Source organism: Aerosticca soli (genome assembly GCF_003967035.1).
Taxonomy (GTDB): Bacteria; Pseudomonadota; Gammaproteobacteria; order Xanthomonadales; family Rhodanobacteraceae; genus Aerosticca; species Aerosticca soli.
The window spans coordinates 85,001-105,586 of record NZ_AP018560.1 but is presented as its reverse complement, the minus strand read 5'-3'; the positions used below and the strand labels follow the sequence as shown (position 1 = coordinate 105,586).

16 protein-coding genes and 2 rRNA genes (1 of these 18 running past the window's edge) are annotated in these 20,586 nt (G+C 68.4%); 5 read left to right on the top strand and 13 right to left on the bottom strand.

The features are described from left to right. The first annotated feature begins 91 nt into the window (after positions 1-91). Positions 92-2,074: a UvrD-helicase domain-containing protein gene (locus ALSL_RS00480; RefSeq protein ID WP_126535628.1), complete on the top strand. Its 1,983-nt coding sequence runs from the start codon at positions 92-94 to the stop codon at positions 2,072-2,074. 25 nt (positions 2,075-2,099) lie between these two features. Here ALSL_RS00480 and ALSL_RS00475 read toward each other — a convergent pair whose 3' ends face one another. The 3 genes from ALSL_RS00475 to secB form a co-directional block, all read right to left on the bottom strand. Beyond that, the gene (locus ALSL_RS00475) at positions 2,100-5,093 is read right to left on the bottom strand and encodes a DEAD/DEAH box helicase (RefSeq protein WP_126535626.1); all 2,994 of its coding nucleotides are present in this window, start codon (positions 5,091-5,093) and stop codon (positions 2,100-2,102) included. A gap of 96 nt (positions 5,094-5,189) precedes the next feature. Beyond that, on the bottom strand, positions 5,190-6,218 hold the full coding sequence (locus ALSL_RS00470) for an NAD(P)H-dependent glycerol-3-phosphate dehydrogenase (protein ID WP_126535624.1): 1,029 nt from the start codon (positions 6,216-6,218) through the stop codon (positions 5,190-5,192). Between the two features lie 12 nt (positions 6,219-6,230). Beyond that, positions 6,231-6,737 (bottom strand): protein-export chaperone SecB, encoded by a 507-nt coding sequence (gene secB, locus ALSL_RS00465; protein ID WP_126535622.1) that lies wholly within the window; start codon positions 6,735-6,737, stop codon positions 6,231-6,233. A gap of 463 nt (positions 6,738-7,200) precedes the next feature. On the opposite strand from secB, the gene rpmB reads away from it, so the two are divergent. After that, a complete protein-coding gene (gene rpmB, locus ALSL_RS00460) occupies positions 7,201-7,437 on the top strand; it encodes a 50S ribosomal protein L28 (protein ID WP_126535620.1) in 237 nt (78 codons plus the stop codon). A 12-nt stretch (positions 7,438-7,449) separates the two neighbouring features. Further along, entirely contained in the window at positions 7,450-7,617 is a 168-nt protein-coding gene (rpmG, locus tag ALSL_RS00455) for a 50S ribosomal protein L33 (protein ID WP_126535618.1), read from the top strand. A gap of 113 nt (positions 7,618-7,730) precedes the next feature. Here rpmG and ALSL_RS00450 read toward each other — a convergent pair whose 3' ends face one another. From ALSL_RS00450 to glyQ, 3 genes are all read right to left on the bottom strand, one after another. Then, entirely contained in the window at positions 7,731-8,600 is an 870-nt protein-coding gene (locus tag ALSL_RS00450; RefSeq protein ID WP_126535616.1) for a DUF1481 domain-containing protein, read from the bottom strand. Positions 8,601-8,794: 194 nt separating this feature from the next. Then, on the bottom strand, positions 8,795-10,909 hold the full coding sequence (gene glyS / locus ALSL_RS00445; RefSeq protein WP_126535614.1) for a glycine--tRNA ligase subunit beta: 2,115 nt from the start codon (positions 10,907-10,909) through the stop codon (positions 8,795-8,797). Beyond that, complete coding sequence (gene glyQ / locus ALSL_RS00440; RefSeq protein WP_126535612.1) at positions 10,906-11,817, bottom strand: glycine--tRNA ligase subunit alpha; 912 nt, start codon at positions 11,815-11,817, stop codon at positions 10,906-10,908. The genes glyS and glyQ overlap by 4 nt, the downstream gene beginning before the upstream one ends. Before the next feature lie 114 nt (positions 11,818-11,931). Between glyQ and tfpB the strand changes: the two genes are divergently transcribed. Both tfpB and ALSL_RS00430 read left to right on the top strand, forming a co-directional pair. After that, on the top strand, positions 11,932-13,752 hold the full coding sequence (gene tfpB / locus ALSL_RS00435) for a type IV pilus assembly ATPase TfpB (protein ID WP_126535610.1): 1,821 nt from the start codon (positions 11,932-11,934) through the stop codon (positions 13,750-13,752). A 29-nt stretch (positions 13,753-13,781) separates the two neighbouring features. After that, complete coding sequence (locus ALSL_RS00430; protein WP_126535608.1) at positions 13,782-14,516, top strand: glutamine amidotransferase; 735 nt, start codon at positions 13,782-13,784, stop codon at positions 14,514-14,516. Positions 14,517-14,672: 156 nt separating this feature from the next. Here the strand turns inward: ALSL_RS00430 and pxpA are convergent, their stop codons facing one another. The 7 genes from pxpA to ALSL_RS00395 form a co-directional block, all read right to left on the bottom strand. Continuing rightward, positions 14,673-15,443: a 5-oxoprolinase subunit PxpA gene (gene pxpA, locus ALSL_RS00425; protein ID WP_126535605.1), complete on the bottom strand. Its 771-nt coding sequence runs from the start codon at positions 15,441-15,443 to the stop codon at positions 14,673-14,675. Then, a complete protein-coding gene (locus ALSL_RS00420) occupies positions 15,424-16,452 on the bottom strand; it encodes a 5-oxoprolinase subunit C family protein (protein ID WP_126535603.1) in 1,029 nt (342 codons plus the stop codon). The genes pxpA and ALSL_RS00420 overlap by 20 nt, the downstream gene beginning before the upstream one ends. Further along, positions 16,452-17,096, bottom strand: coding sequence for a 5-oxoprolinase subunit PxpB (gene pxpB / locus ALSL_RS00415; protein ID WP_231700246.1), 645 nt, complete (start codon positions 17,094-17,096; stop codon positions 16,452-16,454). The genes ALSL_RS00420 and pxpB overlap by 1 nt, the downstream gene beginning before the upstream one ends. Positions 17,097-17,126: 30 nt before the next feature. Beyond that, positions 17,127-17,450, bottom strand: coding sequence for a DUF1820 family protein (locus tag ALSL_RS00410; RefSeq protein ID WP_126535600.1), 324 nt, complete (start codon positions 17,448-17,450; stop codon positions 17,127-17,129). Position 17,451: 1 nt separating this feature from the next. After that, positions 17,452-18,135, bottom strand: a complete 684-nt coding sequence (locus ALSL_RS00405) for a rhomboid family intramembrane serine protease (protein WP_126535598.1) — start codon at positions 18,133-18,135, stop codon at positions 17,452-17,454. 103 nt (positions 18,136-18,238) lie between these two features. Continuing rightward, positions 18,239-18,353: ribosomal RNA gene (rrf, locus tag ALSL_RS00400) — 5S ribosomal RNA — on the bottom strand. A gap of 194 nt (positions 18,354-18,547) precedes the next feature. Further along, positions 18,548-20,586, bottom strand: a 23S ribosomal RNA gene (locus tag ALSL_RS00395) (it continues 842 nt past the right edge of the window).

Here is a 20,586-nt window from a genome sequence, read left to right as displayed (position 1 = left end):
CGATGCGATCGTCAAGTGTGGCACAGTAGGCGGCCCTTCCGCCGGCCGGACGGCCGGCGGCGTCGCCCCGCCGAACGCTCTCTCACCGCACGTGCTCAATCCGCAACAACAGGCCGCCGTCGACTACTGCGAGGGTCCGCTGCTGGTGCTTGCCGGCGCCGGCTCCGGCAAGACCCACGTGATCACGAGCAAGATCGCGCACCTGATCCGGCGGCGCGGCTTTGCCGCCGGCAAGATCGCCGCGATCACCTTCACCAACAAGGCCGCGCGCGAGATGCGCGAACGCGTGGCCCGGCAGCTCGGCGGCGAGGATGCCGCGGCGCTCACCGTGTGCACCTTCCATGCGCTCGGGCTCAAGTTCCTGCAAGTCGAGCACGCCCGTGCCGGGCTGCGCCGCGGGTTCTCCGTGCTGGACGCGGACGATGCCGCGGCACTGATCAAGGAACTGGCGCCGGCCGGCAGCAAGCCGGACGCGCTCGCCGGCCTGCGCCAGCTGATCGGCCGCGCCAAGAACGCCGGTCTCTCGCCGGAAGAAGCGCTCGCCGCCGCAGCCAGCCCGCGCGAGCTGGAGGCGGCGACGATCTACGCCGCCTACCAGCGCCGCCTGGCCGCCTTCAATGCGGTGGATTTCGACGACCTGATCCGGCTGCCGCTGCGCCTGCTGGAGGAGGACGACGCCTGCCGTGCGGCCTGGCGCGCGCGCCTGGACTACCTGCTGGTGGACGAATACCAGGACACCAACGATGCCCAGTACCGCCTGCTCAAGGCGCTGGCCGGCGCGCACGGCCGCTTCACCTGCGTGGGCGACGACGACCAGTCGATCTATGCCTGGCGCGGCGCCAACCCGGAGAACCTCGCCCAGCTCGGCCGCGATTTTCCGCAGCTCAAGGTGATCAAGCTCGAACAGAACTACCGCTGCGGCAAGCGCATCCTGCGCGCGGCCAATGCGCTGATCGCCAACAACCCGCATCTGCATGCCAAGCGGCTGTGGAGCGAGCATCCGGAAGGCGCGCCGATCCGCGTGCTCGAATGCAAGGACGCCGAGCACGAGGCCGAGCGCGTCGCCGCCATCGCCGCCACGCTGGTGGAAAAACACAAGGCGCGCTGGCACGACATCGCCGTGCTCTACCGCGGCAACTTCCAGGCGCGGCCGCTGGAAAAGGCGCTGCGCCTGGCCCGCGTGCCCTATCACCTCACCGGCGCGCTGTCCTTCCTCGACCGTGCCGAGGTCAAGGACGTGCTCGCCTACCTGCGCCTGCTGGTCAACCCGAGCGACGATGCCGCCTTCCTGCGCGTGGTCAACGCGCCCAAACGCGAGATCGGCGCGACCACGCTGGAGAAGCTCGGCCAGCTCGCGCAGTCGCGACACGTGACCTTGCTGGAGGCGGCGCAGAGCGACGCGGTGCTGCGCCAGCTCGCGCCGCGGCCGGCGGCGGCACTGGCGCAGTTCACCGCGCTGATCGACGAGCTGCACAGCGCAGCCGTGCACGAGGACGCCGCCGCGCTCGTCGAGCGCGTGCTCGCGCGCAGCGGCTATGCCGCGCAGCTGGCCGCCAGCGTGGCCGACCCCGAGCAGCGCGAACGGCGCCTGGCCAATCTGCGCGAACTCGTGGACTGGTTCCGCGCCATGCAGCGCGGTGGCGCCCGCGCCGGCGATCTGGCCGCGCAGCTCGCCCTGCTCGGCCACGTCGACCGCGACGACCCGGGCGATGCGGTGCGCCTGATGACGCTGCACGCGGCCAAGGGGCTGGAGTTCCGCTTCGTGTTCATCGTCGGCTGCGAAGACGGCACGCTGCCGCACGAGGGGGCGATCGACGAGGGCCGCCTGGACGAGGAACGGCGCCTGATGTACGTCGGCATCACCCGCGCCAAGGAGCAGCTCACGTTGTCCTGGTCGGCGCGGACGAAGAAATACGGCGAGATCCTCGCCAACCGGCCGAGCCGCTTCCTGCACGAATTGCCGCAGGAGGACCTGCACTGGCAGGGCCGCGACCCGGAAGCGGACAAGGCCGCCGTGCGCGAGACCGCGCAGTCGCACATGGCGCGCATCGCCGCCCTGCTCGCCGGCGGCTGACGCGGCGACCGGCGGCTCGCGGTCTTCAGGGCGGCGCGAGCAGGGCCTCGAGGTCGGACTCGTCGAAATGCAGCCGCTCGCGACTGCCGCCGCCTTCCAGCACCGCGGCGGCGAGTTCGGCCTTGCGCGCCTTGAGTTCCTCGATGCGCTCCTCCACCGTGCCGACGGTGATCAGGCGGAACACGAACACCGGCTTGTCCTGGCCGATGCGGTGGGCGCGATCGGAGGCCTGTTCCTCGGCCGCCGGGTTCCACCACGGGTCGTAGTGGATCACGGTGTCGGCGGCGGTGAGGTTGAGGCCCACGCCGCCGGCCTTGAGCGAGAGCAGGAACAAGGGCGCCTCGCCTTCCTGGAAGCGGCGCACCGGCTCGGCGCGGTCGCGCGTCTCGCCGGTCAGCATGACGTAGCGCAGGCGGCGGCGGTCGAGCTCGGCGGCGATCAGCTTGAGCATTTCGGTGAACTGCGAGAACAGCAGCACCTTGCGCCCCTCGTCCAGCAGCGCCGGCAGCATGTCCATCAGCAGCTCGAACTTGGCCGACTCGTGCACGCCGCGCGCGGCTTCCAGCTTGACCAGCCGCGGATCGCAGCACACCTGGCGCAGCTTCAGCAGTGCATCGAGCACGACGATGCCCGAATGCGCCAGCCCGCGCTGGGCGATCACCCGGCGCAGTTCCTCGGCCAGGGTCAACCGCAGGCTCTCGTAGAGCTCGCGCTGGCGGCCGTCGAGCACCACGCGGCGCACGATCTCGGTCTTGGGCGGCAGTTCGGCGGCGACCTGAGCCTTGGTCCGGCGTAGCACGAACGGCGCGATGCGCCGGTTGAGCCGCGCCTGGCAATCGGCGTCGTGCTGCTTCTCGATCGGCACGCGGTAATGGCGGCGGAACGCGCTCTCGTCACCCAGCAGGCCGGGCACGGCCAGGTCGATCTGCGACCACAGCTCGCCCAGGTGGTTCTCCAGCGGCGTGCCGGTCAGGCACACGCAGCGCGGCGCGCGCAAGGTGAGCACGGCGCGACGCGCCTGGGTGCGCGGGTTCTTCACCTGCTGCGCCTCGTCGAGCACGATCAGCGCGAACGGCTGCCGGCGCAGGGCGGTCACGTCGCGCGGCAGCAGCGCGTAGCTGGTCAGCACCACGTCCTGCGCGCCGAGCTGGCTGAAGTCGCCGCCACGCTGCGGGCCATGCAGGGCGAGCACCTTGAGTGAAGGCGCGAAACGGGTAAGCTCGGCCTGCCAGTTCGGAATCAGGCTGGTCGGCACCACGATCAGCGCGGGGTGATCCAGCGCGCCGCGTTCCTTGAGCGCGAGCAGGTGGGTGATGAGCTGCAGCGTCTTGCCCAGGCCCATGTCGTCGGCCAGCACCCCGCCCACGCCGGCCTCGGCCAGCGCGTTCAGCCAGCGCAGCCCCTCGCGCTGATAGGGGCGCAAGGTGACGGTGAGCCCGGCCGGTACCGCGTCGCTGGCGCGCTCGGCCGCCGCCCTGAGGCGCGCGGTGAACCCGCGCAGATCCTCCGGCGCCTCGAGCTCGCCGCCGCCGGGCAGCGCGGCGGCGAGCTCGTCCAGCCGTCCGGCCTGCACCCGCGGCAAGTGCAGCTGCGGCCGCGGACAGTCCAGGTATTCGGCCAGCGGCGCGAGCAGGCCGCGCAGCTCCTTGAGCCGCACCGGCACACGCCGGCGCGCGTCCAGCGGCGCATACCAGACCGCGTCCTCCGTCTCGTTCGGCGACGGCCGCAGACTGAGCTGATGTTCGGCCAGCGCCTGTGCCACCGCCGGCAGCAGATTGTGCCGCTGCCCCTCGACCTCGATGCCGATCTCGAGGTCGAAGGCCTGGTCATCGGCATCCTCGCTGGCCCGGCCGTACCAGCGCACCGGCCCTTCCAGCACCTCGAACGGGAAGCTCGGCGCATAGTCGAGCTGGAAGCCCTCGGCCTCCAGCCGCGGCCGCAATGCCAGCCAGCGCGCCGGCGTGTTGACCTCGAGCGCACCGGCGTGGCCCTTGCCCGGAAACAGCCAGGCGTCCTCGGGCAGGGTGTCGGCCAGATCCCAGGGCAGCCCTTCGGTGTCCACGGCCGGCGTGAGCCCGGCGCGCTCGAGCTGTTCCATCGCCGAGAGCTCCTCGGCGCGGCGGCGGGCGATCTCAACCAGCCGGCCGTGGCGGACACGCCGCACCAGCGGGTCGCCGCCGCGCCCGGGCAAGCGTTCGCCGGCATAGTCGAAGGCGAGCCGCGCATAGGCGAGCGGCGGCGTGCCGGCGGCCAGCCGCGCGTGCCGGGTCAGCGCATGCAAGGTGAGCACCGGTCGGGGCGCCGGCTCCTCGCGGCGGATCTCCTCGAACACCCGCGGCGGCGGCATGCGCGCGGCGAGCGCCTCGTCGGCGGCCAGCGCCCCGCGCAGGGCCGCGCTGTCCTCCGGGCGCAGGGGCGGCAGGTCCAGCCAGGCCGCCTCCGCCGCCGAGGCCTGCAAGCGGCCGAGCTGCGCCTGTCCGGGATCGAGATACCACAGGCCGTGCACCCGGAGCAGGCGCAGGCCCTGGGCGAGCACGGGCAGCAGCCGCTGCCGGCCGTCCGCCTCCAGGGCCCAATGCCAGGTGAAAGACCGCGACGGCCCGCGACCCAGCCTCAAGCCGGCCAGGCCACCGAGAAAACAGGGCACGCCGAGTATGTCCTCCAGCAGCGCATCGCCGACCGGCCCCAGCAGCTGGGCGTAACTGCGCCCCTTGCGCAGGCTCTGCGGCAGGCCGAGCACCGCCGCGGCCAGGCGCTGCTCGGCCGGTGTCAGCGGCGCGGCGGGGAGTTCGCGCGCATCGAGCGGCAGCGCCCGCGCGTAGCGGCCGTCCTCGGCCATTTCGAGCCGCACCGGCGCCACTTCGAGCTGCGCGTAGGGTTTGCCGGCCGCCGCGGCCAGATCGATGAAAAAGCCGAGCACCGCGGCCGCGGCCGTGGACGGAGGCGGTGCCAGCAGCGCCCGCCAGGGCGCGGGCAAGGCGTCCTGGGCGAAAGGCGGGTGGTCGTCGGCCTGCTGCATGCACCGGTCCGTAAAAACGGCCAAAAGACCGAGCTTAGCAAGCCCCCGGTCCGCGCGGCGTGCAGACGGGGCTTCGCCTCGGGGGAAACGCCGCCCTCAGGCCGGGCTGAACAGCTCCGCGGGATATTCGGGTTTCTGCTCACGCGCCATCAGCTGGCGCAACGCCTCGGCGGGCGTCACCTCGCCGCGCAACACCGCCTGCACGGCGCTGGAGATCGGCAGATCCAATCCGTGCTTGTCGGCCAGGCGCATGACCTCATCGGCGGTGAGCACGCTCTCGACCACCTGCCCGATCTCGCGCAGGGCCTCCGGCAGGGCCATGCCGCGGCCCAGGGCCAGGCCCAGCCGGCGATTGCGCGAAAGATCACCGGTGGTGGTGAGCACCAGGTCGCCGAGCCCGGCCAGACCCATCAGCGTCTCGGGCCGGGCGCCCAAGGCCTTGCCCAGCCGCAGCATCTCGTTCATGCCGCGGGTGATCAGGCCGGCGCGGGCATTCAGGCCGAGCGCCATGCCGTCGGCCACGCCGGTGGCCACCGCCAGCACGTTCTTCATCGCCCCGCCGAGCTCGGCGCCGAGCACGTCGGTGCCCGAATAGGCGCGGAAATTGGGCGCATGCAGCAGACGGCTGAGGCGGACGGCGAAGGCCTCGTCGGCGGCATGCACGGTGATCGCGCTGGGCAAGCCCGCCGCCACCTCGCGCGCGAACGAAGGCCCGGTGATCACCGCCGCCGGCCGGCCCGGCAGCCGCTCGGCCACCAGTTCGTGGAGAAAGCGGCCGGTGCCCGGCTCGAAGCCCTTGCTGGCCCAGGCGATCGCCGCCTCCGCCGACAACCGCGGCACGATCGCGGCCAGGGTGTCGGCAAAGGCATGGCTGGGCACCACGATCAGCGCGATGTCGGCTTGCGCCACCGCGAGCGCGAGATCGGCTTCGTAGACCAGCGCCTCCGGCAGGGTCAGCTCCGGCAGGTAGCGCACGTTGCGCCGGGACTGCGCCATCTGCGCGAGCGCGACGGCGTCGCGGCCCCACAACCGGGTCGGCACGCCGTTGCGGGCCAGCAGCGCGGCGAGCGCGGTGCCCCACGAGCCCGCGCCCAGCACGCTGACGATCGGTGGCGAATCAGCCATGCCGCGGCTTTTTCAGCTGTTGAGCGTCGGCGCCTCGCCGCCGCCCATCGCCATGCGCCGCTGCTGTTCGGCGAACAGCGCGTCGAAATTGATCGGCTGCAGCAGGAACGGCGGGAAACCGCCTTCCAGCACCAGCGTCGAGATCACCTGCCGCGCATAGGGGAACAGCAGGTTGGGACAGTAGCTGCCGATGATGCCGGCCTGGTCCTGCTCGCTGAAACCGGCGATCCCGAACACGCCGGCCTGGTGCACCTCGGCCAGATAGGCGGTGCGCTCGCCGAGCGCGCAGGTCAGGGTGAGGCTCAGCACCACCTCGTAGAGGTCGTTGCCGAGCGCGGTGGCACGCTGGCCCAGGTTGAGCTCCACCTGCGGCTGTTCCTCGGTGGCGGCGATCTCCTGGAAGATCTGCGGCGCATGGGGCGCCTCGAAGGACAGGTCCTTCACGTAGATCTTCTGCAGCACCAGCTGTGGCTGGATGGCCTGGCCGTTGCCCGGCCCGTGGTTGGCGTCGTCGACCATTGGATGTCCCTCGCGCTGATCTTTGTCGTTGGAAAAGGCGGAGCGTGAGCGCCGCCTTCAAGGAAGGCTCGGCAGGCGCGGCGCTTTTGAAGCCGCGTCCTGGCCGAAAACTGCAGGGCCTCGACGTCGTGTCCGGCCATGGCCGAAAGCGTGCGGCGCCGGACCTGCGGTCCCATGCAAAGCATGGAATTGTCCCATAACCCGGGTCGGGAGCGGCAGACTTTCGCATCGCGGGGTGGCGAGGCTGCGCGCCTTTGCGTTTGCGCTTGACTTCACGCTTGCCGCATAATAAGCGGCTCGATCATGCCGCCCTTGCCTTGAAAAGGGTCTGCCCGCCGCGCGATGCGGGCACCATGGCACATCGATGCTGCATCCTCCAGCCATCGCGTGGCGCCTTCCCAAGGCGTCGCTGGGCCGACGCCGTCCTGGCCAAGGGACGGTCTTCACGTTTACGGAGGTCATCATGGCCCGTGTATGCCAAGTCACCGGAAAGGGTGTGCAGACCGGCAACAACGTCTCGCATGCCAACAACAAGACCCGCCGCCGCTGGTTGCCCAACCTGCACGAGCGCCGCTTCTGGGTCCCCAGCGAAAACCGTTGGGTGAAACTGCGCGTCTCCAACCACGCGCTGCGTACCATCGACAAGAAGGGCATCGAGGCCGTGATCGCCGAGCTGCGTGCCCGTGGCGAGAAAATTTAAGGAGCCCGACCCATGGCCAGCAAATCGCAGGACAAGATCCGCCTGATCTCTTCGGCCGGCACCGGCCACTTCTACACCACGCAGAAGAACAAGAAGAACACGCCGGAAAAGTTCGAGTTCAAGAAATACGACCCGGTCATCCGCAAGCACGTGATCTACAAGGAAGGCAAGATCAAGTAAGCGCCTTGACCTCCCGCGCGCCGCCGCTTGCGAAGCGGACGGTGCCGCCACGAAAAAGCCCGCCATCCGGCGGGCTTTTTCGTGGCTGACGGTGACGAAGCGCGGGGACGGCGTTACTTGCCCTTGCCGCCGGTCACCATGCCGAGTACGTCCTGGGCTTCCTTCTTGAGCCGGGCCACCTCGTCGTCCGCCAGCGGCGAGGTCTTGCCGCCGGCCTCGGTCTCGTGCAGCACCACGTTGCCGCTCTTGTCCCAGGCCACGCGGATCACCGCGTCCGGCTTGGCATCCTTGCCGGACTTCTTCTGCTGCACGATGACCCAGGGCGCGCCGTCCTGGTAGGCGTAGTCGGTGCTGACGAAGCCCTTGTCGCCGTAATCGGCCTGCATGCGTACCAGACGCACGGTGCCGCCGGCGCGGAACACCTGCCAGGCCCGCGACACGTCCTTGTCGAGCCGGGTGCCGCTGGTGATCTTCATGCCGCCGAGCTGCTTTTGCAGCGCCTGGAATTCACGCAGCTGCTTCTCGCCGGGCGTCTGCTCGGCCGCGAGCTGGATCGACACCTGGTTGGAGGCGCCCTTGGTCAGCACCGGGGTCTGCAGGACCATCGCGTAATGGCGCTCGCCATCGACCAGCTCGGCCTGCACCACGTAGAGGTCGGCCGGGTTGATGTCCGCCGGGTTGAAGTCGAGCTCGAACGACAGCGGAAACTGGTTGGCCGGCGCGATCGTCTTGCTGGCCAGCGGCGCGGCGTCCTGGGCCGAGACGTCGACCAGGCGGATCTCGAGCTTGGCGTCGGCCGAAGGCGGGGCGCTGCCCTCGCGCAGGTTGATGGTGCCGGTGACGCGGTTGGCCGGCTGGGCGGCGGCACGGCTGCTGGCACTGCCGGCCGGCGCACCCGGCGATGCGGAATCGGAATCCGCGCCGTGACAGCCGGCCAGGACCAACGCGGCCGCGGACATCAATGACCAAACCATCCTGCGCATGGGGACCTCTTGAACTGATAAAGGGAACGAGGGGGCGACGCTGAAAACGGAAAAAGCCCGGGCATCCGCGCGCGGATCCTCAAAGCCTCTTCGGGGGAGGCTGCAAGGATAGAGCAAACCCCCGCGGACGGGAAAGTCAAGTCCGCCTGGCGGTGATCGACGCGACCTGGATCACCTGCCGGGCAGCTGGCCGCTCACAGCCGTGCGATGTCGGCGATGGCACCGAATTCGCGCCGCAGCTGGGCGAGCAAGGCCAGGCGATTGGCGCGCAGCGCGGGATCTTCGGCATTGACCAGTACTTCGTCGAAGAAGCGGTCGACCTCCGGCTGCAGCCGGGCGAGCCGTTCCAGCGCGGCTGCATAGTCGCCCCTGCGCAAGGCCGCCGCGGCGTCGCTGCGGGCGGCCTCGAGCGCCGCGGCCAGGGCGCGCTCGGCCTCCAGTTCGAGGCGGGCCGGATCGACCTTGGCCGGAATCGCCGCGCCGCTTTCCTCTTCCTTGCGCAGCAGGTTGGCCACGCGCTTGTTGGCCGCGGCCAGGCTCGCCGCCTCGGGGCGGCCGGCGAAGGCGAGCACGGCGCGCAGACGACGGTCGAAATCGTGCAGGTTGGTCGGCCGCACCGCGAGCACGGCCTCGAAAGCGGCGACGTCGAAGCCGCGCTCGGCGTAATAGCCGCGCAGGCGCTCGAACACGAAGCCCATGAGTTCACCGCGCAGGGCGGCCCGGCGGGTGGCGGGCGCCGTGCCTTCCTGGCCGCCGAACGCGGTGACCGGCAGCAGCTCCAGCGCCTCGACGATGAGCGCGTCGAGGTCGAGATCGAGCTCGCCCTCGATCAAGGTGCGCGCCAGCCCCAGCGCGGCGCGGCGCAAGGCGAACGGATCCTTGTTGCCGGTCGGCTTGAGGCCGACGGCGAAAATGCCGGCCAGGGTATCCACGCGATCGGCGACGGCGAGCACGCGGCCGAGAGCCCCCGCGGCGATGGCATCGCCGGCGAAACGCGGCCGGTAGTGCTCGTCGATCGCCGCGGCCACGTCCGGCGACTCGCCGTGATGCTGCGCGTAATAGCGGCCCATGATGCCCTGCAGCTCGGGAAACTCCCCGACCATGCGGGTGACCAGGTCGCACTTGGCCAGGGCCGCCGCCCGCGTGGCCGCGGCGGCATCGACGCCGATCCGGCCGGCGATGATGCGCGACAGCTCGGCCACGCGCAGGCTCTTGCCCCACAGGGTGCCGAGCGCCTGCTGGTAGGTGACCTGCTTGAGCGCCTCCTGGTAGCCGGCCAGCGGCGTCTTGAGATCCTCGTCCCAGAAGAACTTGGCATCGGCGAAGCGCGGGCGGATCACCCGCTCGTAACCCTTGCGGATCTGCGCCGGATCGGCGCTGTGGACATTGGCCACGCCGATGAAGTGCTCGGTGAGCCGCCCCTGCGCATCCAGCACGGGCACGAACTTCTGGTTCGTTTCCATGGTGGTGATCAGCACCTCCGGCGGCACCGCCAGGTACTCGCGCTCGAAGGCGCAGGCGATCGCCACCGGCCATTCGGTGAGGTTGGCGATCTCATCGAGCAGGGCCTCGTCCAGTTGCGGCACGCCGCCGGTCTGCGCCGCCGCGCGGGCGACCTCGTCGCGGATACGGGCGCGGCGCTCGGCGGGATCGGCCAACACGCGCGCCGCCCGCAGCGCGTCCAGCCAGCCGTCGGCGTCGGCGATCGGCACCGGGCCCGGATGCATGAAGCGATGGCCGCGCGAAAGCCGTCCGCTGGCAAGCCCCAGCACCTTGCCCTCGACCAGCGCGTCGCCGTGCAGCATCACCAGCCAGTGCACCGGGCGCACGAAGCTGAAGTCGTGGTCGGCCCAGCGCATCGGCCGCGGGATCGGCAGCCCCTTGAGCGCCTCGTCGACGATGGCCGGCAGCAGCGCGGCGACGGGTTGGCCGGGCTGCACGCTGCGATAGACGAACCAGGCGCCCTTGTCGGTCGTGAGTTGTTCCAGCTGTTCCACGGCGACGCCGCAGGAGCGCGCAAAACCCAGCAGGGCCGGACCCGGCTGGCCCTCGGCATCCAGCGCGGCGCGCACCGCCGGGCCGCGGCGCTCGATGGTCTGCGCCGGCTGCGCGGCGGCCACCGCCGGCACGTATACGACCAGCCGGCGTGGCGATGCGTAGGCACGGGCCGACGACAGCCCGGCGTCGATGCCGCGGGAGGAAAGGCCCTGGCAGATGCCGCGCAGGAAGGCGGCGGCCAGTTCGTCGAGTGCGCCGGGCGGCAGTTCCTCGGTGCCCAGCTCGATCAGCAGCGACTTGGGCTGGCTCATGCGGCCTGCTCCTCGGTGTTCTTCTTCAGGCCCGGAAAGCCGAGCTTCTCGCGCTGCGCGACATAGGCCTCGGCCACGCCGCGCGCCAGCGCGCGCACGCGCAGGATGTAGCGCTGGCGTTCGGTGACGCCGATCGCGCGGCGGGCGTCGAGCAGGTTGAAGGTGTGGCTGGCCTTCATCACCTGTTCGTAAGCCGGCAGCGGCAGGCCGAGGGCGATCAGCTTGTTGGCCTCCGCCTCGCAGACGTCGAACCAGTGCCGCAGCTCGGGCACGTTGGCGTACTCGAAGTTGTAGGTGCTCTGCTCCACCTCGTTCTGGTGGAACACGTCGCCATAGGTGACGATGCCGTGCGGCGCGCGCGCCCACACCAGGTCGTAGACGTTGTCCACGTTCTGCAGGTACATGGCCAGGCGTTCCAGGCCGTAGGTGATCTCGCCGGTGACCGGCCGGCATTCCAGGCCGCCGGCCTGCTGGAAATAGGTGAACTGGGTGACTTCCATGCCGTTGAGCCACACCTCCCAGCCCAGGCCCCAGGCGCCGAGCGTGGGCGACTCCCAGTTGTCCTCGACGAAGCGCAGGTCGTGGATCTGCGGATCGATGCCGAGCGCCACGAGCGAGCCGATGTAGCGCTCGAGGATGTCCTCGGGGTTGGGCTTCATCACCACCTGGTACTGGTAGTAATGCTGCAGGCGGTTGGGGTTTTCACCGTAGCGGCCATCGGTGGGCCGGCGCGAGGGCTGCACGTAGGCGGCGGCCCAGGGTTCGGGGCCGAGCGCGCGCAAAAAAGTGGCTGGATGGAAGGTGCCGGCGCCGACCTCGGTGTCGAGCGGCTGCAACAGCACGCAGCCCTGCTCGCCCCAGTAGCGGTTCAGGGTCTGGATCACTTCCTGGAAGGTGGGCGCGGGCATGGGCTTTGTGGCGACACGGACGTGAAGCCGACAAGTATAACCGTGCCCCGCAGCGCCCACGGCCGCTATGCTGTCCGGCAAGGCTTGCATTTGCGAAGGAGCACCCGCGCCGCCATGGCCGCCTCGCCCATTGCCACTCTGCTCGGCCGGCGCGGCCGGCTGGGGCTCGAAGACGTCCTGGCCGCGCTGGTCGCTGATGGCTTCATCACCGCGGAGGATGCGCGCCAGGTGCGCATGGGCCAGCGCGCCGGACGCAGTACGGTGGAACTGCATCCCCTGGTGGTGATCGCCAACGCGCGCCTGGCCAACCTGCGCGATCCAGGGCGGCCGCTCAGCCTGGAAAACCTCACGGAGTGGCTGGCCGGCCAGGCCGGGTTGCCCTATCTCAAGATCGATCCGATGAAGATCGACGTGGCCGCGGTCACCCAGGTGGTGAGCCACGCCTACGCGCAGCGTCATCGCATCCTGCCGGTGGCCGCCGCGCCCGGCGAGGCGACCTTCGCCAGCGCCGAGCCGTTCGATGCGGCCTGGGCGGCTGACCTCGCGCAGATGCTCCGCCGCGACATCAAGCGCGTGGTGTCCAGCCCGATCGACATCAACCGCTATCTGCAGGAGTTCTACGGCGTCCAGCGCTCGATCCAGCTCGCCCAGGACGCCAAGGCCAACGGCGGCTACGACGGCGGCGCGCTGCTCAATTTCGAGCAGCTGGTCGAACTCGGCAAGAGCGGCGAGGTCGGCGCCGACGACCGCCACGTCGTGCACATCGTCGACTGGCTGCTGCAGTACGCCTTCGAGCAGCGCGCCTCGGACATCCACCTGGAGCCGCGCCGCGAGGCCGGCCGCATGCGCTTTCGCATCGACGGCGTGATGCACAAGGTGTTCGAGCTGCCGCCGCCGGTGATGACCGCGGTGACCGCGCGCATCAAGATCCTCGCGCGCATGGACGTGGCCGAGAAGCGCCGCCCGCAGGATGGCCGCATCAAGACCCGCTCGGCCGCCGGCCGCGAGGTGGAGCTGCGCATCTCGACCATGCCCACCGCCTTCGGCGAGAAGGTGGTGATGCGTATCTTCGATCCGGACATCGTCGCCAAGGATTTCGCCCAGCTCGGCTTCTCGGCGGAGGAAAACGCCGCCTGGCGCGGCATGGTCGAGCGTCCGCACGGCATCGTGCTGGTGACCGGGCCGACCGGCTCCGGCAAAACCACCACGCTCTATTCCACGCTCAAGCACCTGGCCACGCCCGAGCTCAACGTGTGCACGGTGGAAGACCCGATCGAGATGGTCAGCCCCGAGTTCAACCAGATGCAGGTGCAGCCGGCGATCGACCTCGACTTCGCCGCCGGCGTGCGCACGCTGCTGCGGCAGGATCCGGACATCATCATGATCGGCGAGATCCGCGACCTGGAAACCGCGCAGATGGCGGTGCAGGCCTCGCTCACCGGCCATCTGGTGTTGTCGACCCTGCATACCAACGATGCGCCGAGCGCGGTCACCCGCCTGCTCGATCTCGGCGTGCCGCACTATCTCATCCAGTCCACGCTGACCGGTGTCGTCGCCCAGCGCCTGGTGCGCACGCTGTGCGCGCACTGCAAGCAGCCGGCCGCGCAGGACCCGCATACCTGGGCCGCGCTCACCCACGGCTGGTCCTTGCCGCTGCCGGCACAGGTCTGCCGACCGGTGGGCTGCCTGGAATGCCGGCATACCGGCTTTCTCGGCCGCACCGGCATCTACGAGATGCTCTCGCTCGGCGCCCGGCTGCGCGGCCTCATCACGCCGCAGCTGGATCTCAACCGCTTCGCCGCCGCTGCACTGGCCGAGGGCATGCGGCCGCTGCGCATTTCGGCGGCCGCGCAGGTGGCGCGCGGGGTGACCACGGTGGAAGAAGTGCTCGCCGTGCTGCCGCCCAGCGACGAGCTTTTGGCCATCGATCCGTAAAGACGTCCAAACCCAGCATGCGTAAAGTGATGCCGCCGAAACCCGTCCTGATCATCCGCACCGGCAGCGCGCCGACGCCGATTCGCGCCCGGCACGGCGACTTTCCGCACTGGTTCCGGATCGCCGCCGCGCTGCCGGTGTCGGCCGTGCGCGTGGTCGATGTCGCCGCTGGCGACGCGCTGCCGCCGCCGCGCAGCGTGGCCGGCGCCCTCATCACCGGCTCGGCGGCGATGGTCACCGAACGACTGTCCTGGAGCGAGCACACGGCCGGGTGGATCCGCGACGCCATGGACGTCGAGCTGCCGCTGTTCGGCGTCTGTTACGGCCATCAACTGATGGCGCATGCGCTGGGCGGACGCGTCGACTATCTGCCGGACGGTCGCGAGATCGGCACGCAGCTGATCACCTGCCGGCCCGAGGCCGCGCTCGACCCGCTCGCCGGCAACCTGCCGGCCAGCTTCCGCGCCCACACCACGCATGAGCAGGGCGTGATGGAATTGCCACCGGGCGCCATCGCGCTCGCGCGTTCCGAGCGCGACCCGCATCACCTGGTGCGCTATGGCCGATACGCCTTGAGCGTGCAGTTCCATCCGGAATTCAACGCCGAAGTGATGCGCGCCTACGTGCGGCACAAGCACGCGGCGATCCGCAGCGAGGGCGACGATCCCGGACGACTGTTCCGCCAGGTGGCGGCCACGCCGGTGGCGCGCGGACTGCTGCGCCGTTTCGTCCGCCGGCACATGACCGGCGCCGGGGAAGCTTAAGGGAGATGCTGAAAATTCCGTCCATGGCATTTTTCAGCTCGCTGCGGCAAGGGTCACGCCCGCGCCGCGCTCCATGAATCCAAGGGCTTGCGCCCTTAGACTCATGCCGGGGCATCCTGCCCCGGCCAGGAAGCACTGCATAAATCAGCGCTTCCTTCAGACCGTATCGCGATGACAAGGTGCGCGGATGCGCACGCCGTGTTCGAGCAGCGCCTGGCGCAAGGCCCGCGCCAGGGCGATCGCCTGCGCGCCATCGCCGTGCAGGCAGATGGTCTGCACCGACAAGGGTATCGAGTCGCCCTCGCGGGTAGTGACGCGCCGGTGGCGCAGCATCTCGAGCACGCGCGCCAGCATCGTGTCGACGTCCTCGATGAGCGCGCAGGGTTCGTCGCGCGGCACCAGACTGCCGTCGGCGCGATAGGCCCGGTCGGCGAAGGCTTCCTCGACCACGCAAAGTCCAGCCGCGCGGGCGAGTTGCGCGCAGCGGCTGCCGGCCAGGCAGTACAGCGCCAGTTGCGGATCGAAATCACGCACGGCCGCGACGATCACCTCGGCCAGCGCCGGATCGCGTGCCGCCTGGTTGTATAGCGCGCCGTGCGGCTTGACGTGCGCCAGCCTGCCGCCCTCGGCCCGCGCGATCGCCTCCAGCGCGCCGATCTGATAGAGCACGCCGGCGCGCAGCTCGTCGGCCGGCACCTGCATGGGTCGGCGGCCGAAATGCTCGCGGTCGGGAAAACTCGGGTGCGCGCCGATCGCCACGCCTTGCGCCAGCGCGGCGCGTACGCATGCGCGCATCGTCCGTGCGTCGCCGGCATGCCAGCCGCAGGCGATGTTGGCCGAGCTCACCAGTTCCAACAGCGCCTCGTCGGTGCCGCAGCCCTCGCCGACATCGGCATTGAGGTCGATCTCAACCATTGCTGTCGTCATGCGGTTCTCCCGGCAGCCCGGCCAGACGCAGCGCCGCATCGATCCGGCGCAGATAATGACGCTCGGCCCAGCACGCGGCCCACGCCGCGGCGACCGTGACCGGCACGAAACGTACCGGCGCCTTGAGCCTGAGCTGGGCCAGCCGCCACAGATCGGCGGCGATCACCACGCCGATGCGCGGATAGCCGCCGGTAGTCTGCGCATCGTTCATGAGGATGATCGGCCGGCCGTCCGGCGGCACCTGGATCGTCCCCGGTACGACCGCGTGCGAAGGCAGGCTCGCCTGGCCCCCACGGTCGAGTTCCGCACCGGTCAGGCGATAGCCCATGCGGTTGCTGTCGGCCGACAGCCGCCAGGTCTGTGTCCACCAGCGCCGCCGCGTCGCCCGCGGCAAAGCGCCGTACTCGGGCCCCGGCATGACGCGCACCGTCAGCGGCTCGGCCTCGGCCGTCTGCGGGCAGGATCCGCAGGCATTTTCTGGCAGCCTGACGCCGAAGGCCGGCGCATGGATGCCAGCCGCCCACGCCGGCGCGCCGAGCGGCAGCGCATCGCCATCGCGCAGGGCGCGTCCCTGCCAGCCGCCGAAGCCGGCGGCAAGATCGGTGCTGCGCGAACCCAACACCCGCGGCACCGCCACGCCGCCGCTCACGCACAGATAGCCGCGCATGCCAGCGCTTGCCGCCGGCAGGCTCAGCACCGCGCCGGCCGGCACCGGGATGCTCCACCCGCTGGAAAACGGCCGATCATCGAGCTTCGCCGCGAACAGGCCGCCGGTGAGCGCCACCCGCGTCGCCCCGGTGAAGCGAAAACGCGCCGGACCGAGCGTGATCTCGATGGCCGCGGCCGTCGGCGCATTGCCGACCAGGCGATTGCCGAGTTCGAGCGCGAGCGCATCCAGGGCGCCGCTTTGTACGATGCCGAGGTGCCGCCAGCCGAACCGGCCGCGGTCCTGCACACTCGACAGCAAGCCGGCGCGCAACACCTCGACGACCGGCGCGCCCCTACTCATCACGGCCGCACGCTGGCGATGCGGAACCGCACGCGATCGCCCGGCGCAAGCAGGGTCGGCGGCGTGCGTGTCGGGTCGAACAACACCTCGCACGTGCGCCCGATCAGTTGCCATCCGCCCGGCGCGGCCAGCGGATAGATGCCGGTCTGGGCACCGCCGATGCCTACCGAGCCTGCCGGCACCGACAGCCGCGGCGTGGCACGGCGCGGCACGTGCAGGCGCGGGTCCAATCCGCCCAGATAGGCAAACCCCGGCAGGAAGCCCAGAAAAAACACCACATAGTCGCCACCGGCGTGGCGCGACACCACCTCGCCGGCAGTCAGACCGGTCAGGCGCGCGACCTCCTCCAGGTCCGGCCCATGCTCGCCGCCGTAATCGACCGGAATATCCACCTCGCGGCCACTCAGCGCCTCCGCCTCGGCATCCATCCAGGCGGCACGCAATCTGTGCGTCAGCTCGTCAAAGGCCATCCTGAGCGGCCGGCAGATCAACGTGAGATTGTTCATGCCCGGCACGACGTCCTCTACCTGCGGCCAGGTGCGCACCCGCTCGGCAAGCGTCCATAGCCGCTGTTGGCAGGCAAGCGAGGGCGGCCCCTGCGCCGCCAACACGACGGCGTGGTCACCGTATCGATAGCAACGCATGCCGCTCATCCGCGGGATCCGGCTTTTGGATCAACGGCTGCGCGGCGGCATCGGGAAAGGGGTGATTTTTTCGCCGCCCATCGCATCGCGTATGTGCATCGCCCCCTTGCGCTCGACCTCCTCGATGCGCACCACCGCCTGCAGCGGCAGATGCAACACACGCGTGTCCTTGAACTCTTCGCGCAGGCGCTCTTCGGTGGGGTCGATCACCCGGCCGGGAGCGGGCGGATCGAACACCAGCCCGGCCACTTCCGTGAATCCCCACATCGGGCTCGACGCCACGTGCTCGGCATAAAGCTCGTAGCATTTGCCCAAGGACAGGAAGGAAATCTTGTAGAGCTTTCGGGAATCCATCTCAGCCACGCAGACGCCGTGCGATTGCCTGACGCGAGAGTAACGCAAAGACGATGCCGAACAGGAAGCCGGTGATATGCGTCCACCACACCACCGCGCCATAACTCGGGCCGGCATAACTGAACAGCAGCTGCAGCAGGACCCAAATGGCGATGAGCAGAAAAGCGGGCACCCGCACGAACTCGAGGTAAAGACCCAGCGGCAGCACCAGGCCAAGCCTGGCCCGCGGGAACAGCGCCGCATAGGCGCCGAGCACGGCCGACACCGCGCCGCTGCAACCGATGATGGGTAGCTTGACGCCCGCCAGGGTCAGGGCGCCCACGAGATTGGCCACCATCCCGCCGGCCAGAAACAGGAACAAAAAACGCAACGAGCCCAGCAGGCGTTCGGCCGGAAGGCCGAAAATCGTCAAAAAGAGCAGATTGCTCAAGAGATGGATCCACGACACATGGATGAACAGTGCCGTGAAAAGCCGCAGCAATGCCGGATCCCACCATTGCCGCAGCCACGAATCCTGCGCGTCGAACACATTGGCCGGCACCGTGCCCCACTGCAGCAGCAAGGATAAACGCTTGGGCGGCGGCACCAGCGCAAGACCGACGAAACAGCCGACGCAGAAGACCACCAACAACGCCGTCACCCAGGGAGACGATCGCCGGCGCCGCGTTTCAACATGAACGAACATTGGGCAGCCCCTGAGGAGAAAGGCCTTCGAAGCTCGATGTACACCCTGAAAAAACCGAACCCCCGTCCATGGCTGGGCGGGGGTTTGGGGTATGGGAAGGGGACCCTGGCGGTGACCTACTCTTGCATGCGAAGTTGCACACTACCATCGGCGCGGCTGCGTTTCACTTCCGAGTTCGGGATGGGATCGGGTGGGACCACAGCGCTATGGCCGCCAGGGAAGGGGTAGAAGCGGCGCCGGTGGCGCCCGCTTCGAACTTTGAAGTCCTTATTTTTCGAAGAGTCCGCCATGGACGGCGGATGTGGCTCTACGCGCAAGGACTTCGCGTCAAACATAAGGTAAACGAGTGACAAGCGTCTGGCGGAAGGAGCCGGATCTATCGCGGCGTTGGCGCGAAGCGCCTTGGGGTTATATGGTCAAGCCGCACGGCGCATTAGTACAGGTAAGCTCAACGCATTGCTGCGCTTACACATCCTGCCTATCAACCACGTAGTCTACATGGTGCCTTGAGGAGCCTTGAAGGCTCGGGAGATCTCATCTTGGGGCGTGCTTCCCGCTTAGATGCTTTCAGCGGTTATCACTTCCGTTCATAGCTACCCGGCAATGCCATTGGCATGACAACCGGCACACCAGCGGAACGTCCACTCCGGTCCTCTCGTACTAGGAGCAGCCCCCCTCAAATCTCCAACGCCCACGACAGATAGGGACCGAACTGTCTCACGACGTTCTGAACCCAGCTCGCGTACCACTTTAAATGGCGAACAGCCATACCCTTGGGACCGGCTACAGCCCCAGGATGTGATGAGCCGACATCGAGGTGCCAAACACCGCCGTCGATATGAACTCTTGGGCGGTATCAGCCTGTTATCCCCGGAGTACCTTTTATCCGTTGAGCGATGGCCCTTCCATACAGAACCACCGGATCACTAAGACCTACTTTCGTACCTGCTTGATCCGTCGATCTTGCAGTCAAGCACGCTTATGCCTTTGCACACAGTGCGCGATGTCCGACCGCGCTGAGCGTACCTTCGTGCTCCTCCGTTACGCTTTGGGAGGAGACCGCCCCAGTCAAACTACCCACCACACACGGTCCCTGACCCGGATCACGGGCCGAGGTTAGAACGTCAAGCACTTCAGGGTGGTATTTCAAGGATGGCTCCACCCGAACTGGCGTCCGGGTTTCGCAGCCTCCCACCTATCCTACACAGAAGAACTCAACGTTCAGTGTGAAGCTGTAGTAAAGGTTCACGGGGTCTTTCCGTCTTGCCGCGGGAACGCTGCATCTTCACAGCGATTTCAATTTCACTGAGTCTCGGGTGGAGACAGCGCCGCTGTCGTTACGCCATTCGTGCAGGTCGGAACTTACCCGACAAGGAATTTCGCTACCTTAGGACCGTTATAGTTACGGCCGCCGTTTACCGGGGCTTCGATCAAGAGCTTCGCCTTGCGGCTGACCCCATCACTTAACCTTCCGGCACCGGGCAGGCGTCACACCCTATACGTCCACTTTCGTGTTTGCAGAGTGCTGTGTTTTTGATAAACAGTCGCAGCGGCCAGGTTACTGCGACCCATCAGAGCTCAGCTACGCACGTAGCCACCCCGATGGGCGCACCTTCTCCCGAAGTTACGGTGCCATTTTGCCTAGTTCCTTCACCCGAGTTCTCTCAAGCGCCTTGGGATTCTCACCCTGCCTACCAGTGTCGGTTTACGGTACGGTTCTCTCAAGCTGAAGCTTAGTGGCTTTTCCTGGAAGCGTAGTGTCAGTCACTTCGCCCAAAAAAGGGCTCGTCTCGGTGCTCGGTGTATGGATGCCCGGATTTGCCTAAGCACCCCACCTACCGCCTTTCCCCGGGACAACCAACGCCCGGTAGACCTAACTTTCTCCGTCCCCACATCGCACTTGAGAAGAGTGCCGGAATATTAACCGGCTTCCCATCGACTACGCATTTCTGCCTCGCCTTAGGGGCCGACTCACCCTGCGCCGATGAACGTTGCGCGAGGAAACCTTGGGCTTTCGGCGTGCGGGCTTTTCACCCGCATGATCGTTACTCATGTCAGCATTCGCACTTCCGATACCTCCAGCAGGCCTCTCGACCCACCTTCACAGGCTTACGGAACGCTCCTCTACCGCGCACATTGCTGTGCACCCCGAGCTTCGGTGTCTAGCTTGAGCCCCGTTGAATCTTCCGCGCAGACCGACTCGACCAGTGAGCTATTACGCTTTCTTTAAAGGGTGGCTGCTTCTAAGCCAACCTCCTGGCTGTCTATGCCTTTCCACATCGTTTTCCACTTAGCTAGAACTTGGGGACCTTAGCTGCGGGTCTGGGTTGTTTCCCTTTTCACGACGGACGTTAGCACCCGCCGTGTGTCTCCCGTACAGTCTGTCCTGGTATTCGGAGTTTGCCATGGTTTGCTAAGTCGCGATGACCCGCTAGCCATAACAGTGCTCTA

Bases quoted from the DNA above. Each gene is read 5' to 3' on its own strand.
- ALSL_RS00405 (WP_126535598.1), bottom strand. From the start codon at position 18,135: ATGTTCGTTCATGTTGAAACGCGGCGCCGGCGATCGTCTCCCTGGGTG.
- ALSL_RS00430 (WP_126535608.1), top strand. From the start codon at position 13,782: ATGCCGCCGAAACCCGTCCTGATCATCCGCACCGGCAGCGCGCCGACG.
- ALSL_RS00420 (WP_126535603.1), bottom strand. From the start codon at position 16,452: ATGAGTAGGGGCGCGCCGGTCGTCGAGGTGTTGCGCGCCGGCTTGCTG.
- rpmB (WP_126535620.1), top strand. From the start codon at position 7,201: ATGGCCCGTGTATGCCAAGTCACCGGAAAGGGTGTGCAGACCGGCAAC.
- secB (WP_126535622.1), bottom strand. From the start codon at position 6,737: ATGGTCGACGACGCCAACCACGGGCCGGGCAACGGCCAGGCCATCCAG.
- pxpB (WP_231700246.1), bottom strand. From the start codon at position 17,096: ATGCGTTGCTATCGATACGGTGACCACGCCGTCGTGTTGGCGGCGCAG.
- glyS (WP_126535614.1), bottom strand. From the start codon at position 10,909: ATGAGCCAGCCCAAGTCGCTGCTGATCGAGCTGGGCACCGAGGAACTG.
- glyQ (WP_126535612.1), bottom strand. From the start codon at position 11,817: ATGCCCGCGCCCACCTTCCAGGAAGTGATCCAGACCCTGAACCGCTAC.
- ALSL_RS00470 (WP_126535624.1), bottom strand. From the start codon at position 6,218: ATGGCTGATTCGCCACCGATCGTCAGCGTGCTGGGCGCGGGCTCGTGG.
- rpmG (WP_126535618.1), top strand. From the start codon at position 7,450: ATGGCCAGCAAATCGCAGGACAAGATCCGCCTGATCTCTTCGGCCGGC.
- ALSL_RS00475 (WP_126535626.1), bottom strand. From the start codon at position 5,093: ATGCAGCAGGCCGACGACCACCCGCCTTTCGCCCAGGACGCCTTGCCC.
- ALSL_RS00410 (WP_126535600.1), bottom strand. From the start codon at position 17,450: ATGGATTCCCGAAAGCTCTACAAGATTTCCTTCCTGTCCTTGGGCAAA.
- pxpA (WP_126535605.1), bottom strand. From the start codon at position 15,443: ATGACGACAGCAATGGTTGAGATCGACCTCAATGCCGATGTCGGCGAG.
- ALSL_RS00450 (WP_126535616.1), bottom strand. From the start codon at position 8,600: ATGCGCAGGATGGTTTGGTCATTGATGTCCGCGGCCGCGTTGGTCCTG.
- tfpB (WP_126535610.1), top strand. From the start codon at position 11,932: ATGGCCGCCTCGCCCATTGCCACTCTGCTCGGCCGGCGCGGCCGGCTG.